Here is a 15272-nt window from a genome sequence, read left to right as displayed (position 1 = left end):
TTGGGTATGCCCATACTCCGCAAACTGAAGTCTCTCCTCGGTCTCGGCGACTCCGGGGCCGATCAGGACCGTGACGTCACCGTCACCGTCGAGCACGATCCCGAGAACGAGGCAGCCGTGAAGGGGGCCGAGGTCGACGACGGGTCCCACGACGGCGACAGTGCAGCAGTCGGTGGATTCAGCGAGACCGCGACGAGTGACGACACAGCGAGCGACGACACGGTGAGTGACGACGCTGCTGCCGAGGAGTCGACCGAAGACGACACCTCCGGGGCAACGGGTGACGCCGAATCTGGGGACGTCGAGCCTGCCGAGAACGAGTCGGCGGAGGACGACCTACCCGATGACGAGACCGCAGCTGAAGATGCGGAAGACGAAGAGGCGACGACTGAGCCAGTCGAGATCCCCGACGCCGAGGAGCCCGCCGACGAGGCGGACGACACTGCGACGGACGATTCTGAGGAGGCCCCCGACGCTGACGCCGACGAGGACGAAGATGCGACCGGCGGCGAGCCGGTCGATTCACTCAACGGGATCGGGCCCGCTTACGCCGAGCGACTCGGCAACGCTGACGTCGACTCCGTCGCCGACCTCGCAGCCGCGGACGCAGGCGAGCTCGCCGAGGCCACCGAGATCGCCGAAGGCCGCATTCAGGGCTGGATCGACCAGGCCGCCGAGTACTGACTGGCGCCGACTCGTTTTTGCGAGCCTATCGCCACGCGTCCACTCCGAGCACGCGGCGTGTCAGTTCCTCTCCAGCGACCGCAAGGACAATACGGACAGCCGCGCTTGCCTCGGGTATGAGCGGGGCGACCGTCGTCACCGACCGGGACGCATTCCTGGCGACGGCCGCCGACGCACCGATCGGCGCGCGGGTGCCTGTCGAGGTTCAGTTTGCGGTCGACGACCCCTTCGACGCGTACCGGCGGGCTCGGAGCGGTGAGCGCGGTGACGCTTCGGACAGTGTCCTCGGCGGCGCGTTCCTCGAAACCAGCGGCGGGCAGCCCGGCTGGGGCTACTTCGGCGTCGAACCCATCGAGCGGCTTACCGTCGGGCCCGACGCGGTCTCGCTGGGCAATGGTAGAGAGGGGATGGATCCGAACGCCACGGATTATCACCCCGGACGCGCTCCCAGCGGAGCGGATTCACCGACGCTTGCCGCCCTCGAGGGTCGGCTCGCTGCCGAGACCCTCCAACGAGGCGACTGCGACGTTCCGTACCCCTGTGGCGCGATCGGCTGGCTCTCCTACGACGTCGCACGCGAACTGGAGACGTTGCCGGCGGAGGCGGTCGACGATCGCGGGCTTCCGCAGCTCCAGGTGGCCCTCTTCGACCGGCTCGCAGCGTGGGAGTGCCCGGTGGACGATGACGGCCTGACGACGCTTCGAATCACCGCCTGTCCACGGATCGAGGCCGAAACCAGCGAGGGACGAGAGCGGGCGTTCGAACGAGGAACGCAGCGAGCGCAGGCGCTCGTCGAGCGAATCGAGGGTGGCGATCCAGCTATCGACGCCCAGCCACCGACCAGCGAATCGACGCCGGAGGCCGCCACCTTCGAGAGCGACTGTCCGCCAGACGCCTACGCCGACCGCGTTCGAGCGGTCAAGGAGTACGTCCGAGCGGGCGATACCTTCCAGGCGAACGTCTCCCAGCGCCTCTCCGCGCCGGCCGCGGTGCATCCGGTCGCGGCCTACGACGCCCTCCGCTCCGTGAATCCTGCGCCGTACTCCGCCCTGCTGGAGTTCCCAGCCGCCGATCTCGTGAGCGCGAGTCCGGAACTGCTTCTGGACCGCGACGGCGATCGCATCGCCACGGAGCCGATCGCCGGCACCCGGCCGCGGAGCGAGGAGCCATCCGAGGACGCCGATTTCGAAGCCGAACTCACTGGCGACGAGAAGGAGCGTGCCGAGCATGCGATGTTGGTCGATCTCGAGCGCAACGATCTTGGTAAGGTTGCGGCATACGGCAGCGTCGACGTCACCGAGTACCGTCGGGTCGATCGCTACTCCGAGGTGATGCATCTCGTCTCGCTCGTCGAGGGCCGTCTGCGCGAGGGCGCATCGCTCGCAGATGCGATCGCCGCGGTGTTTCCGGGCGGGACCATCACCGGCGCGCCGAAACCCCGGACGATGGAGATCATCGACGAGCTCGAGAGGACCCGTCGCGGCCCATACACCGGTTCGATCGGGATCTTCGGCTTCGACGGGTCGGCCACGCTCAACATCGTCATCAGGACGCTCGTTCGCCACGACGATCGGTACGATCTGCGGGTCGGCGCCGGGATCGTCCACGATTCGGTGCCCGAGCGCGAGTACGAGGAGACGCTGGACAAGGGCCGTGCGCTCGTCAACGCCGTCGATCGGGCGCTGGGCGAGCGCGCCTCATTCACCGTCGAAGATGGAGGTGAGAGCGCGTGAGTACCGACGACCTCCCCCATACCAACGGTTCGAGTCCTCGCGGCCTCGCCGAACCCTCCCCCGAGGACGTACCCGACGTGCGCGTGCTCGTCGTCGACAACTACGACTCATTCGCGTACAATCTCGTCCAGTACGTCGGCGAACTGGCCGGCGAGGTCGTCGTCCGCCGGAACGACGCGATCGACCTCGCGGCCCTTCGCGAGATCGCACCCGACGGAGTAATCGTCTCGCCGGGCCCCGGACGTCCCGAGGACGCCGGCGTTTCGGTACCGCTCTTCGCCGAGTCCGATCTCCCCGCCCTCGGCGTCTGCCTCGGTCATCAGGCGCTCTGTGCGGCCAACGGAGCGACCGTTGAGCTCGCGCCCGAGGTCGTCCACGGCAAGCCGTCGACGATCGAACACGACGGACGCGGACTTTACCGCGGCCTTCCGGATCGGTTTCGGGTCGGTCGCTACCACTCGCTCACCGTCGATCGCTCCGAACTCCCGGCCGACCTCCTCGAAACCGCCTGGACGACCGACGACGAACGCTCGGTATTGATGGGCGTCAGGCATCGCGAGCGCCCCCACGTCGGCGTCCAGTTCCATCCCGAGAGCATTCTCACCGGCGAGGTCGAGGCCGACGGCGACGGAGCGACCGCGGTCGATGGGGCGACGGCCAACGAAACGACTGCGGACGGAGTGACTGCCCCCTGTGGCGAGCCCAGCGAGGGCCACTCCGACGGCGTCTCGCTCGCGGTGGGCAAACGCCTCGTCGCCGGCTTCTGTCGGCTCGCTGCAGAACACCAGCGATCTGGAGCTGTCGAAGGTGATCGATCGTGAGTCCACAGTTCAACCTCGACGGCGAGATCGTCCCGGCCGAGGAAGCGACCGTGAGCGTCGAAGACCGCGGCTTCCAGTACGGCGACGGCGCCTTCGAGACGCTCCGGGCCTACGGCGGCGATATATTCGAGTGGGAGGCCCACGCTGACCGGCTCGACCGGACCTGCGAGGCGCTCTCGATCGACCACGGTATCGATCGTGCCGAGCTGCGCGAGCGCATCGACGAGACGATTGCCGCCAACGAGTTCGACGACGCCTACGTCAAATGCTCGATCACGCGCGGCGTCCAGCCCGGGAAACTCACGCCCGATCCCGACGTCGATCCGACCGTCGTCGTGTACGCAAAGGGGCTTCCACGGGGCGGCGTCGACGGCGAATCGGTCTGGGACGACCCGGCGACCCTGCAGACAGTCAAAACCCGGCGGATGCCCGATTCGGCCATCCCAGCCTCCGCGAAGACGCACAACTACCTCAACGGTATCCTCGCCCGTGCGGAGCTGATCGATACGGCAGACGAGGCGCTGCTCCGCGATACGGAGGGTGCCGTCGTCGAGGGTGCAGCGAGCAACGTCTTCTTCGTCCACGACGACGCGCTGCACACGCCGAGCGCGACGCGGGACCTCCTGCCCGGAATCACTCGCCGGGTAGTGATCGATCTCGCGGAAGACGCCGGGGTGCCGGTCCGCACCGGGACCTACGAGCCCTCCGACGTTCGCGAGGCACGGGAGGCCTTCCTCACGAACACGACGTGGGAACTCCGGCCCGTTGACGAGGTCGATGGGATTTCAGTGGGCGGTGGGGCGGTGACGGAGTTGCTATCGCGGCTCTTCGACGAGTTGGTCGAGGAGCGACACTACTGATACGCCGATTTTGGCTGCTTACCGACCGCCACGATAGCGAACTGCTCGGAAGCCCCCGAGCGTTGCGGTCGCGCGGCTCGCTGTGCGCTTCACTCGCTAGCGCTCGCTCCAGTGCTTGCTTCCCCGTGCTTCCCGCAACGCTCGGCCCCTTCCAGTCCCACCCGGCGACGTTCAGGCGAGCCTTCGCTCCGGTGGACTTGGGGGCTATTGCTTGCCGTCGATCCATCGCTGCCATAGCTATCGACAGCCCGCGGCTATAGTGCTCCAGGGATCGGCCCCGGGCGGGACTGGAAGGGGCCGACAGCTCGTCCGGCGTACCGACGGTGAGCCGAGCGGAGTCCTGCTGAGCGAAGCGAAGCAGGGCTCGAGAGACGAACGAAGTGAGTCTCTCGGTGCGAGGCGAACGTCGAAAGACGAGCAAGGCGACGTCTTTCGGAATAAGCACCGCAGGCGAGCGAAGCGAGCCGAGGAGCGAAACGAGGTAGCTGCGTCGAGCGGGAGGGGGCTTCCAACGATGTGGAAAACGATCCTGAACAAGCGATCGACGCTCCAACAATCCTTAGGCGCTCTCGATCGCGAACGTCGGCTCGGCCAGCGATTCGCTCTTGCAGTCGGGACAACGCGACGGTCGGTTCGCGGGATCGTCGAATCCGTCGAACCCACACTCCCGGCATTCCGGCGGTGCGACGACGACCTGCTCGCCGGTGCCGTCGAGCGTCGACGCGACGTGGCGAACGTGGTCGATCGCGACGTCGGTCGGGATCGTGAAGTGATCGGCGAGGTCACTCGCCGTGGCTGGGCCCTCGCGGAGCCGCTCGGCGATCCGCTCGCGAGTCGTCTGCTCGGCGTCGGTCATACTGCGGTGTCCCGAGCGCTGCCGGTTAGGCGTTGTGCTGGTGCCAGACGTTGCGTACCTCTTCCGATTCCGCCGTATGTGTTTGTGGACCGCCTGCTACTGCCGGGGTCGCCCGCGGACGCTGGTCGTGAGTCGATAGCAAGGGGCTGGCTTCCGAAACCGATGGGTACACGTGGCGCCCGCGCTTACCGCTGTCCGAATGACCGAGCACATCGAGGTGCGGGGCGCGGCGGAGAACAACCTCGCGGACCTCGACGTGGACATCCCCCGCGAGGAGTTCACCGTCGTCACCGGCCTCTCCGGGTCCGGGAAGTCCTCCCTCGCCTTCGACACCGTCTACGCCGAAGGGCAACGCCGCTACATCGAGTCGCTGTCGGCCTACGCCCGAAACTTCCTCGGGCAGATGGACAAGCCACAGGTCGAGAAGGTCGAGGGACTCTCCCCTGCGATCTCGATCGACCAGAAGAACGCCGCGAACAACCCGCGATCGACCGTCGGGACCGTCACCGAGCTACACGACTACCTCCGTCTGCTCTACGCCCGAACCGGAACCCCGCACTGCCCCGAGTGTGGCCAGCCTGTCGGCGAGCAGTCCGCGAGCACGATGGTTACTCGCCTGCTCGAACTCCCCGAGGGAACGAAAGCGAAGGTCGCGGCACCGGTCGTCCGGGATCAGAAGGGCGCGTTCGAGGACCTCTTCGAGGAGCTGAAAGCCGACGGCTACGGCCGCGTCGAGGTCGACGGCGAGGAGCACGATCTCACGCTGGAGATCCCCGATCTCGACGAGAACTACGATCACACGATCGACGTGATCGTGGACCGCGTGACGCTCGACCCCGAAGACCGATCGCGGATCGCCGACTCCGTCGAACTCGCTCTCGATGAGGCCGACGGCGTGCTCAAAGTGATCCTCCCCGACGCACCGGAGGGCGCCGCCGACTCGCTGGGCTCTCGCGCTCGCTCGACCGGCGACCTTGCCGGTGGCGCCGACCACGATCACACGGAGATCGAGGAAGTGGCGGAGGAGGAGGAGGAGGAGGACGGAGCCGACGCGGACGGCTCCACGACCGACGACCGCCTCGTCGTCGAACTCTCCGAGGAGCTGGCCTGCACCGACTGCGGCATCGACCTCCCCGAGATCGAGACCCGATCCTTCTCCTTCAACAGCCCACACGGCGCCTGCCCGGAGTGTGAGGGGATCGGCGAGACGAAGGAGGTCAGCGAGGATCTCGTGATCGAGGATCCTTCCAAACCGATCAAGCACGTCTTCGAGCCCTGGAGCTTCAACCGGACGTACTACCGACGGCGCCTCCAGTCCGTCGCCGATCACTTCGACGTGCCGCTGACGATGGCGTTCGAGGATCTCCCCGAGGAGGTGCAGGACGCCTTCCTCTATGGGACCTACGAGGACGTCGTCTTCGAGTGGACGACCTCCAACGGCACCCGGCACAAGGAACAGCCCTTCGAGGGCGTCGTTCCGAACCTCGAACGACGATACATCGAGACGGACTCGGACAATACGCGCGAGCACATCGAGGAGTTCATGTCGGTAACGACGTGTCCGGAGTGCGAGGGAACGCGACTGAAGCCAGCCTCGCGGGGCGTCCTCGTCGACGGAACGGCGATCACCGAGGTCAATCGGATGTCGATCGGCGACACCCTCGACCACTTCGAGGGGATGGAAGAGACGATGAGCGAGCGCGACCGCACGATCGCCGAGGAGATCCTCAAGGAGATCCGGGCGCGGCTGGGGTTCATGTGCGAGGTCGGTCTCGACTACCTCACGCTCGACCGCGAGGCCTCGACGCTCTCCGGGGGTGAGAGCCAGCGCATTCGGCTCGCGACCCAGATCGGCTCCGGTCTCGTCGGCGTGCTCTACGTGCTCGACGAGCCATCGATCGGGCTCCACCAGCGGGACAACGATCGGCTGCTCAACACGCTCGAAGAGCTCCGCGATCTCGGCAACACGCTGCTCGTCGTCGAACACGACACCGCGACGATGCGCCGCGCCGACTCCGTGATCGACCTCGGCCCCGGCCCCGGCAAGCGCGGCGGCGAGGTCGTCGTCCACGGCGACACGGCGGAGGTCGAGGCCTGCGAGGAGTCAGTCACCGGCGACTACCTCTCCGGGCGCAAACAGATTCCGGTACCCGACGAACGCCGCGAATCCGAGGACGAACTCGTCGTTGCGGGCGCTCGCCAGCACAACCTCCGGGATCTCGACGTCGAGTTTCCGCTTGGCTCCATCGTCTCGATCACCGGCGTCTCGGGGTCGGGGAAGTCGACGCTGATGCACGACGTCCTCTACAAGTCCCTCGCTCGGGAGATGCACGGCAACACGGACGTCGAGCCCGGCGAACACGACGCCGTCGAGGTGCCAGAGGAAATCGAAACCGTGCGGCTCATCGACCAGAGCCCGATCGGGCGGACTCCGCGCTCGAACCCGGCGACCTACACCAACGTCTTCGATCACATCCGGGATCTGTTCGCCGAGACCGAGCTCGCGAAACGCCGCGGGTACGAGGTCGGCCGCTTCTCGTTCAACGTCAAGGGCGGTCGCTGTGAGGAGTGTGGCGGGCAGGGCACCGTTCGCATCGAGATGAACTTCCTCTCGGACGTGCACGTCCCCTGCGAGGAGTGTGGCGGCGCCCGGTACAACGCCGAGACGCTCGACGTCGAGTACAAGGGCAAGACGATCGCCGACGTCCTCGACATGACCGTCGAGGAGGCCTACGAGTTCTTCGAGCACGACTCCCGCATCGAGCGCCGGCTGAAGCTCCTGAAGGACGTCGGCCTTACCTACATGAAGCTCGGCCAGCCCTCGACGACGCTCTCGGGCGGCGAGGCCCAGCGCATCAAGCTCGCCGAGGAGCTCGGGAAGAAGGACAAGGGCGACGCGTGCTATCTCCTCGACGAGCCGACGACCGGGCTCCACTCAGAGGACGAGCGCAAGCTCATCGAGGTGCTTCATCGACTCGCCGACCGCGGAAACACCGTGATCGTCGTCGAGCACGAGCTCGACCTGGTGAAAAACGCCGACCACGTCATCGACCTCGGTCCCGAGGGTGGCGAAGCGGGTGGCGACGTCGTCGCTGCGGGCACGCCCGAGGACGTCGCGCGGACTGAAGAGAGCCACACTGGGCGCTACCTCCGAGATCTTCTGCCAGACGTGGAGTTGGAGGGTCCGCGAGCCGACCGCGAAGAGGCCCCTGCGCCGGCTGCTGACGACGACTGAGGTTCGGATCAGCCCCCGACAGTGGGGGAGTCGAAGCGACTTTCACGCGGTGCCGACGTGGTAGTACAATGAGCAAGGCTACGAAGCCTGATGCCCCTCCAACATCGCCGTTGCAGACGCTCAGTGCGATCCACAATCACTTCTGGAGCGTCTTCCTGCGTGGCGTCGCCATCATCGTCCCCGTCATCGTCACCCTCTTTCTCATCAGTATCGCCCTCTCCTACGTCAGCAGAGCACTCGACCCGTTCATCCGTCTGCTCGAGTATTTCGGACTCATCGGCCAGTTCCGGAGCACCGAGCTGATTCAGTTTCTCATCCGGGTGAACGTCTACGAGTACGTCGTCGACTTCCTCGCGGAGCTGATCGCCCTCGGCATCCTGCTGGCGATCATCCTCCTCGTCGGCTCCGTCGGACACAACCGCTACGGTGAGCGACTCATCGAGTTCATCGACATGGCCGTCGCCTCGATTCCGGGCGTTGGCACCGTCTACAAGAGCTTCCGCCGGATGGGCGACGTCATGCTGACGACCGAGGACGAGAACTTTCAGGATATCAAGCTGGTGCAGTGCCTCGACGAAGATATGTACGTGATCGGGTTCCAGACCAGCGCTGCGCCCGAGGACGTCGAGGAGAGCACCGGTCACGACGACATGATGACGCTGTTCGTCCCGATGGCACCCAACCCCGTCACCGGCGGCTTCCTCACCTACGTGCCGACGGATCGCGTCTACGACGTCGACATGACCATCGAGGACGGTGTCAAGAGCATCCTCACGAGCGGCGTCGCGACCGGAAAGGGTGCCGCAGACGGCGATCAGCTATCCCTAGACGACGTGCGAAACGTCGCGCAGGTCGATCGAATCCAGGACGCAATCTCCGGGGGGACTACCCAGGAGCAGGCTCCGGGGGACGCAGATCCAGCGGCCGAGGAGGGCGACGACCAGACAGCCGGGGAGCGCGGTTCACCGCCCGAGCAAGACGTCGACGAGATCGACTGAACACGTCCCGGGACTCCGCAGAGTTCCTCGACGCCGCTTGCCGCGGCAAGCGTCTTTTTCCGTGCCCCACGGCGAGAGATGGTCATGTCTCGCGATCCGACGCCGATCGGTTTCGGCACCTGGCAGAACGAGGATACCGACCAGTGCGCCGAGAGCGTCACGAACGCGCTCGAGGTCGGATACCGACATATCGACACGGCACAGGGGTACGACAACGAGGACGCGGTCGGCGATGGGATCGCCGCCGCGGACGTGGATCGCGACGATATCTTCCTCGCGACGAAGGTCGATACCGGTGATCTGGGCCACGACGACGTGCTGCGAACGACCGAGGAGAGCCTCGACAAGCTCGGCGTCGACACGATCGACCTGCTGTACGTTCACTGGCCGCTCGACGCCTACGACCCCGAGGGCACGCTCTCGGCGTTCGACGAACTGGTCGATCGCGGCGATATCCGGCACGTCGGCCTCTCCAATTTCACGCCCGACCAGCTCGCGGAGGCAAGGGAGATTCTGGACGCGCCGATCTTCGCACACCAGATCGAGTGCCATCCGTACTGCCAGCAGGACGAACACCTCGCGCTGGCGGAGGAACACGATTACCACCTCGTCGCCTACTCGCCGCTCGCGCAGACCGAGGTTTTCGACGATCCGGTGATCGAGGACCTGGCCGAGGAGTACGACGCCAGCCCCGCGCAGATTTCGCTGTCGTGGCTCCGCCAGCGCGGCGCCGTCCCGATCCCAAAAGCGACCAGTCGCGAGCACGTCGAGGACAACTTCGGGTCGTTGGAGGTAACGCTGAGCGAGGACGCGATGGAGGGGATTTCTGGGATCGAGGAGGAGTACCGTGTAGTGGACTTCGACGGCGCTCCCTGGGACCTGGTCTAGGAATCGTTGTTGCCGATGCTGATTTTCTCGGGGGACGCTTGCGATCGACCAGCGACAGCAAACCGCTTGGAAGCCCCCTCCCGCTCCGGTCGCGCAACTCGCTGCGGTCCTCGCCTCACTCGCTCGCGCTCGTTCGGCTGCGGTCCTTGCTTCGTCGTGCTTCCCGGAGCAGTCGGCCCCTTCCAGTCCCACCCAGGAGTGGTTTGTCTACGCCCATGGATCCCCGGTGGATCGTCGAATCTCGCCCAGCGGCCGCTGGCCGCTCGTATCACCGCTGAAGAGAGATCGCAAAAACGACTCCGACGCCCGCTCTAATCGAGGAAGTCCGGCTCCGTCCGCTTCTCCGCTCGTTCTGACTCGAGGTGCGCGTAGAACTCCTCGGGATCGACGCCGTGCTCCTGGCGCTCCTTCCGGTCTCGCACCGAGAGCGTGCCGTCTTCCATCTCGTCGTCGCCGACGATGATCTGGTAGGGGACGCGGTCGTCGTGGGCGGCTCGGATCTTGCGCTGGAGGCGGTTGTCCGACTGGTCGACCTCGACGCGGACGCCGTCCGCATCGAGCTCCTCGGCGACGGACTCGGCGTAGTCGGCGTTGTCGTCCGTGATCGGGAGCACGCGGACCTGCTCGGGCGCGAGCCAGAGCGGGAACTTCCCCTCGAAATGCTCGATGAGCATCATGAAGAACCGCTCGTAGCTGCCGTAGAGCGCGCGGTGGATCATGACCGGGCGGTGCTCCTCGTTGTCCTCGCCGACGTAGGAGAGGTCGAACTGCTCGGGCATCGTGAAGTCGAGCTGGACCGTCGGCCCGTCCCAGGAGCGGCCGATCGCGTCCTCGAACTCGTAGTCGATCTTCGGGCCGTAGAAGGCGCCGTCGCCGTCCTCGACCGTATACTCCAGTTTGCGGTCGTCGAGCACGGACTCGAGTGCGGACTCGGCCTTCTCCCAGATCTCGTCGGAGCCGACGCTCTTCTCGGGGCGGGTGGCGAGCGCGACCTCGTAATCGAGACCGAACGTTTCGAGCACTTCCTGGATCATGTCCATGATGCGCTCGACCTCCGCCTGGATCTGGTCGGGCTTGACGAACAGGTGGCCGTCGTCGATCGTGAACGCCCAGACACGGGAAAGTCCGGAGAGTTCGCCGCGCTGTTCCTTCCGGTACACTTTGCCGTTCTCGGCGTAGCGGATCGGCAGGTCGCGATAGGACCACGCCGAGTCGTCGAAGATCGCTGCGTGGCCCGGGCAGTTCATCGGCTTGAGCCCGAACTCGTCGTCGCCGACCTCGAAGAGGAACATATCGTCGGCGTAGTTGTCGTAGTGGCCGCTCTCCTTCCAGAGGTCCGTCTTGAACACGTGGGGGGTCTCGACGTACTCGTAGTCGGCATCGAGGTTCAGATCCTCGACGAACCCCTCGAGCTCGCGGAGGATCGTCTTCCCGTTGGGGTGATAGAGTGGGAGGCCCGGACCGGTGCGGTCCTGAATCGAGAAGAGGTCCATTTCGTTCCCAATCTTGCGGTGGTCGCGCTCCTCGGCCTCGCGGCGCCGCTCCAGGAACTCCTCGAGGTCCGAGTCGTCGCGGAAGGCGGTACCGTAGATCCGCGTCTGCATCTCGTTCTCTTCGTCGCCGCGCCAGTACGCGCCGGCGATTTCGAGGAGGTCGATAGCCCCGATTTCGCCCGTCGATTCGACGTGGGGCCCCTTGCAGAGATCCGCCCAGTCGCCCTGGCCGTAGAAGTGGACGGTGTCGTCCTCTTCGGCGAACTCCTCGAGCAGTTCGAGCTTGTAGGGCTGGTCCGCGAGCCGGTCGCGGGCCTCCTCGATGGAGACGCGCTCGTAGGTAACCTCGAGATCCTCCTCGATGATCGACTCCATCTCCTCGACGATCGCGGGGAGGTCGTCCTCGTCGACGTCGAGCTCGTCGAAGTCGTAGTAGAACCCGTCGTCGGTCGCCGGGCCGATCGCGAGGTCGACGTCGTCGTAGAGCCGCTGGACTGCCTGGGCGAGGGTGTGGGCGGCCGTGTGGCGCATCACGCCCAGATACTCCTCAGAGTCCTCGGTGACGATCTCGATTTCGGCGCCGTCGGTCGTCACCGCGAGCTCCTTGCCGACGAGGTCGCCGTCGATGCGACCGCCGGCGGTCGCGTCACCGAGGCCGGGGCCGATTTCGTAGGCGATATCTTCGATGCTGGATCCGCGCTCGACCTCGAGCTCGGAGCCGTCGGGCAGTACGACAACTATCTGATCTGATTCCTGTTGGGACATGGCTGTGGCTGGGAAACGTGGCTGTGACAGAATCGATAGGTGGAGAGATTAGGGGGCCGGAAGCCGGCCTGTAAAGTAGCCACCTACCATCGTGCACGAGTCTACCCGCGAATCAGATATAAGGATTGTGATGGACGTGTGCATCGCTTCTCCAGTCGTCAGGCCACGCGCTCTCGCAGGGCGTGCTGCTGGAGTGCCGTCACCGTTCGCCCGTCGCGAAGGCCGTCCGACAGCGCCGCCGAGCGGAGTGCCTCCAGCGGCGCGGTGTCGACCCGGATGTACTCGTTCGCGTCGAGGTCCTGTTCGGCCGTCGGCGTACAGCCCTCCGCGACGAAATAGTGGAGTACGGAGTTCGCGATGCCGTTGACCGGCTCGGTCGTCAGCATGTGGTCCACCGTCTCGGCTTCGTAGCCCGTTTCCTCGCGGAGCTCCCGCCGTGCAGCGACCCCGAGATCGTCGTCGTCGGGTTCGACGCTCCCGACGGGGATCCCCCGATTGACGCGGTCGACGGCCTGGCGCCACTCCTCGATGACGACGGCCTCGCGGTCGTCAGCGTCGATCGCGTTCGATTCCGCATCCGTAGCCACGAGTGGCAGGATTACCACTGCCGGCGGCTCGCTCAGATAGTCGTAGTCGGACTCGGTACCATCGGGCAACCGGACCTCGTCGTGGACGATCGTGAAGCCGGGACACTCGTAAGCGATGCTGGAATCGACGGTCTCCCACGCGAGGTTGTCGGTCATGCCAGCGACTCCGGACGCTCCCGAGATGAGTGGTTCGCTTCCCCCGACGGCCGGACCGTCGCGGTGCCCGAATCCGGTCAGGCAGCCTTCAGCAGATCGGTCGCGCCGATGGACTCCGTCACCATCCAGACGACGAAGGCGCCGTAGGCCACCAGGAGAACGTAGGACTCCCAGCGCTCGAGCGTGAGGTCGGTCCGGAGCAGCGTGAACAGCAGGACGGTCGCGAGCGTGAGCACGCCGAACAGCGGGAGTGCAACGGCGAAGTTCACCGTGAGGGTGCCAACGAGCAGGACGCCGACCGGAATCGCGACGAGCAGGTCGAACGTATTGGAGCCGAGGACGTTCCCCAGGCTCGTCGTCCCGTTCCCGTCAGATGCCGTGCGGACGCTCACGAGCGTGTCCGGGAGGCTGGTCGCCGCAGCGAGGATCGTCACGCCCGCAAGGAACTCTGGGATCCCGAGCTCCTGGCCGAGGAACTCGACGCTCCCCACGAGGAACTCCACGGCGACGAGGATGAGGAGCAGCCCTGCGGCCAGCTTCGCCCATGCGGGGAGCACATCGACGCCCTCGCCCTCGTCGCCGGGCGTGTGATCCCCGACGTCCTGCCACTGGATGAAGAGGTAGAGACAGTACAGCAGGAGTGGGATAGCAGCCAGCGGTCGCGTGATGTCCCCGCTGAGCGATTTCGCGGTGCCGACGGGTTCGTAGATCACGGCGAGTGCGAACGTGATGATCAATGCTGAGACGGCGATCATGTAGAACTGCGCTTCCTTGTAGACGATCGCTCGGTTGGCATCGAGCGCCTCGCCCTTCGAGGCGAGCCCGGAGAGCGCCGGAATCACGAGCACGTTGAACAGCGCGGAGCCGACGATCGCCCCCACGCCGAGGTCGAACGCTCCCGCGCTCGCAGCGATCACGACGCTCGCGAACTCCGGAAAGCTGGAGCCGACGGCGACCACGACCGACCCCTGCACGACGGGCGGGAGCCCGTAGTACGCCGAGAGCTCTTCGGCCGACCCTTCGAGCCACGCGCTCCCGAACCAGATTGCGACGGTCGCGAGCGCGATCACGACGAGGTGAATCGGCGTGATCGCCGGGATGAATCCGCTCAGCACCATGGGATAGTTGCATTTCTCAAACCGGCCCTACAAGTGCGTACCTATCCGGGCCGCCTGGAACTCGACGTTTGCTTGCCCTACGTGAACAGACGCTCAGTCGTACTCGTAGAATCCTTCGCCGGTCTTCTTCCCGAGATGTCCCGCCTCGACTTTCCGTTTGAGCAGGTAGGCCGGGGTGTACCGATCGCCGAGCTCCTCGTGGAGCGTCTCGGTCGCGTGGAGGCAGACGTCGAGTCCGACGTGGTCGGCGAGCTCGAGTGGCCCCATCGGGACGTTCGTTCCGAGCGTCATCCCGCGGTCGATGTCCTCCTTGCTCGCGACGCCCTCGTCGAAGGCTCGGATCCCCTCGTTGATCCAGGGCATAAGAATGCGGTTCGTGACGAAGCCGGGCTTGTCGTCGGACTCCCAGGTCTCCTTGTCGAGATCGGCCGAGAGTGCGTGAGCGAGATCGACGGTTTCGGCGGCCGTCCGCTCGCCGGTGACGACCTCGACGCCGTCCATAATCGGCACGGGGTTCATAAAGTGGAGTCCGACGACGTGCTCGGGGCGCTCGGTCGCGGCGGCGATCGACGTGATCGAGAGCGTACTCGTGTTCGTCGCCAGCGCCACGTCCTGGTCGGTGACGCGGTCGAGATTCTCGAAGACGTCCTGCTTGATATCGAGATCCTCGACGATCGCTTCGATCACGAGGTCGCAGGGGCCGAGGTCGTCAAGCTCCGTCGTGCCGTCGACCCGCCCGACGATCCGATCGACGTCGCCGTCGGAAATCTCACCGCGGTCGGCCAGCCGATCGAGGCTGGACTCGATGGCGTCGAAACCCTCCTCGACCAGCTCGCGATCGACGTCCCGTAGTGCGACTTCGTACCCCTCCATCGCGAGGACCTGTGCGATTCCGGCGCCCATCGTTCCCGCGCCCACGACACCGACCCGATCCACGTCCGCGAGTGCTCTGACCATACTCGATCGTGGACGCGGACCCTGAAGAATGCCACTGGTGCCAGACCGGTCTCGCAAGCGGTCGGACTGGCGAGCAGTGGCTCCGGAGAGAAACGCCTTTGAGCGTTCTCACTGAGTTACG

12 protein-coding genes are annotated in these 15272 nt (G+C 65.8%); 7 read left to right on the top strand and 5 right to left on the bottom strand.

Translation table 11 applies throughout. The annotated features are described in order from the left end of the window. Window positions 1-6 precede the first annotated feature (6 nt). From MXF70_RS13575 to MXF70_RS13560, 4 genes are all read left to right on the top strand, one after another. Window positions 7-684 (top strand): helix-hairpin-helix domain-containing protein, encoded by a 678-nt coding sequence (locus tag MXF70_RS13575; RefSeq protein WP_248516203.1) that lies wholly within the window; start codon window positions 7-9, stop codon window positions 682-684. A 116-nt stretch (window positions 685-800) separates the two neighbouring features. Continuing rightward, on the top strand, window positions 801-2417 hold the full coding sequence (pabB, locus tag MXF70_RS13570) for an aminodeoxychorismate synthase, component I (RefSeq protein ID WP_248516202.1): 1617 nt from the start codon (window positions 801-803) through the stop codon (window positions 2415-2417). 77 nt (window positions 2418-2494) lie between these two features. Continuing rightward, on the top strand, window positions 2495-3238 hold the full coding sequence (locus MXF70_RS13565) for an anthranilate synthase component II (protein ID WP_375140848.1): 744 nt from the start codon (window positions 2495-2497) through the stop codon (window positions 3236-3238). Next, on the top strand, window positions 3235-4098 hold the full coding sequence (locus MXF70_RS13560; RefSeq protein ID WP_248516201.1) for an aminotransferase class IV: 864 nt from the start codon (window positions 3235-3237) through the stop codon (window positions 4096-4098). The genes MXF70_RS13565 and MXF70_RS13560 overlap by 4 nt, the downstream gene beginning before the upstream one ends. A gap of 559 nt (window positions 4099-4657) precedes the next feature. On the opposite strand, the gene MXF70_RS13555 is transcribed toward MXF70_RS13560, so the two are convergent. Continuing rightward, the gene (locus MXF70_RS13555) at window positions 4658-4954 is read right to left on the bottom strand and encodes a transcriptional regulator (RefSeq protein ID WP_248516200.1); all 297 of its coding nucleotides are present in this window, start codon (window positions 4952-4954) and stop codon (window positions 4658-4660) included. A gap of 199 nt (window positions 4955-5153) precedes the next feature. Here MXF70_RS13555 and uvrA point away from each other — a divergent pair, with 199 nt between their 5' ends. The 3 genes from uvrA to MXF70_RS13540 all read left to right on the top strand — a co-directional run bounded on the left by uvrA (window position 5154) and on the right by MXF70_RS13540 (window position 10075). Then, on the top strand, window positions 5154-8189 hold the full coding sequence (gene uvrA, locus MXF70_RS13550; protein ID WP_248516199.1) for an excinuclease ABC subunit UvrA: 3036 nt from the start codon (window positions 5154-5156) through the stop codon (window positions 8187-8189). A gap of 68 nt (window positions 8190-8257) precedes the next feature. Beyond that, window positions 8258-9187: a DUF502 domain-containing protein gene (locus MXF70_RS13545; protein WP_248516198.1), complete on the top strand. Its 930-nt coding sequence runs from the start codon at window positions 8258-8260 to the stop codon at window positions 9185-9187. An 84-nt stretch (window positions 9188-9271) separates the two neighbouring features. After that, window positions 9272-10075, top strand: coding sequence for an aldo/keto reductase (locus MXF70_RS13540; RefSeq protein ID WP_248516197.1), 804 nt, complete (start codon window positions 9272-9274; stop codon window positions 10073-10075). A 311-nt stretch (window positions 10076-10386) separates the two neighbouring features. On the opposite strand, the gene thrS is transcribed toward MXF70_RS13540, so the two are convergent. The 4 genes from thrS to MXF70_RS13520 form a co-directional block, all read right to left on the bottom strand. After that, window positions 10387-12333 (bottom strand): threonine--tRNA ligase, encoded by a 1947-nt coding sequence (gene thrS / locus MXF70_RS13535; RefSeq protein WP_248516196.1) that lies wholly within the window; start codon window positions 12331-12333, stop codon window positions 10387-10389. 158 nt (window positions 12334-12491) lie between these two features. After that, window positions 12492-13076, bottom strand: coding sequence for an NUDIX hydrolase (locus MXF70_RS13530; protein WP_248516195.1), 585 nt, complete (start codon window positions 13074-13076; stop codon window positions 12492-12494). A 77-nt stretch (window positions 13077-13153) separates the two neighbouring features. Then, window positions 13154-14194, bottom strand: a complete 1041-nt coding sequence (locus MXF70_RS13525; RefSeq protein WP_248516194.1) for a sodium:calcium antiporter — start codon at window positions 14192-14194, stop codon at window positions 13154-13156. 93 nt (window positions 14195-14287) lie between these two features. Next, on the bottom strand, window positions 14288-15151 hold the full coding sequence (locus MXF70_RS13520; RefSeq protein ID WP_248516193.1) for a 3-hydroxyacyl-CoA dehydrogenase family protein: 864 nt from the start codon (window positions 15149-15151) through the stop codon (window positions 14288-14290). Window positions 15152-15272 lie beyond the last annotated feature (121 nt).

It is taken from the genome of Salinarchaeum laminariae, assembly GCF_023204835.1.
In the GTDB taxonomy this organism is placed as follows: Archaea; Halobacteriota; Halobacteria; order Halobacteriales; family Salinarchaeaceae; genus Salinarchaeum; species Salinarchaeum laminariae.
The sequence above is the reverse complement of the archived record's forward strand: the minus strand, read 5'-3'. Positions and strand labels throughout refer to the sequence as shown.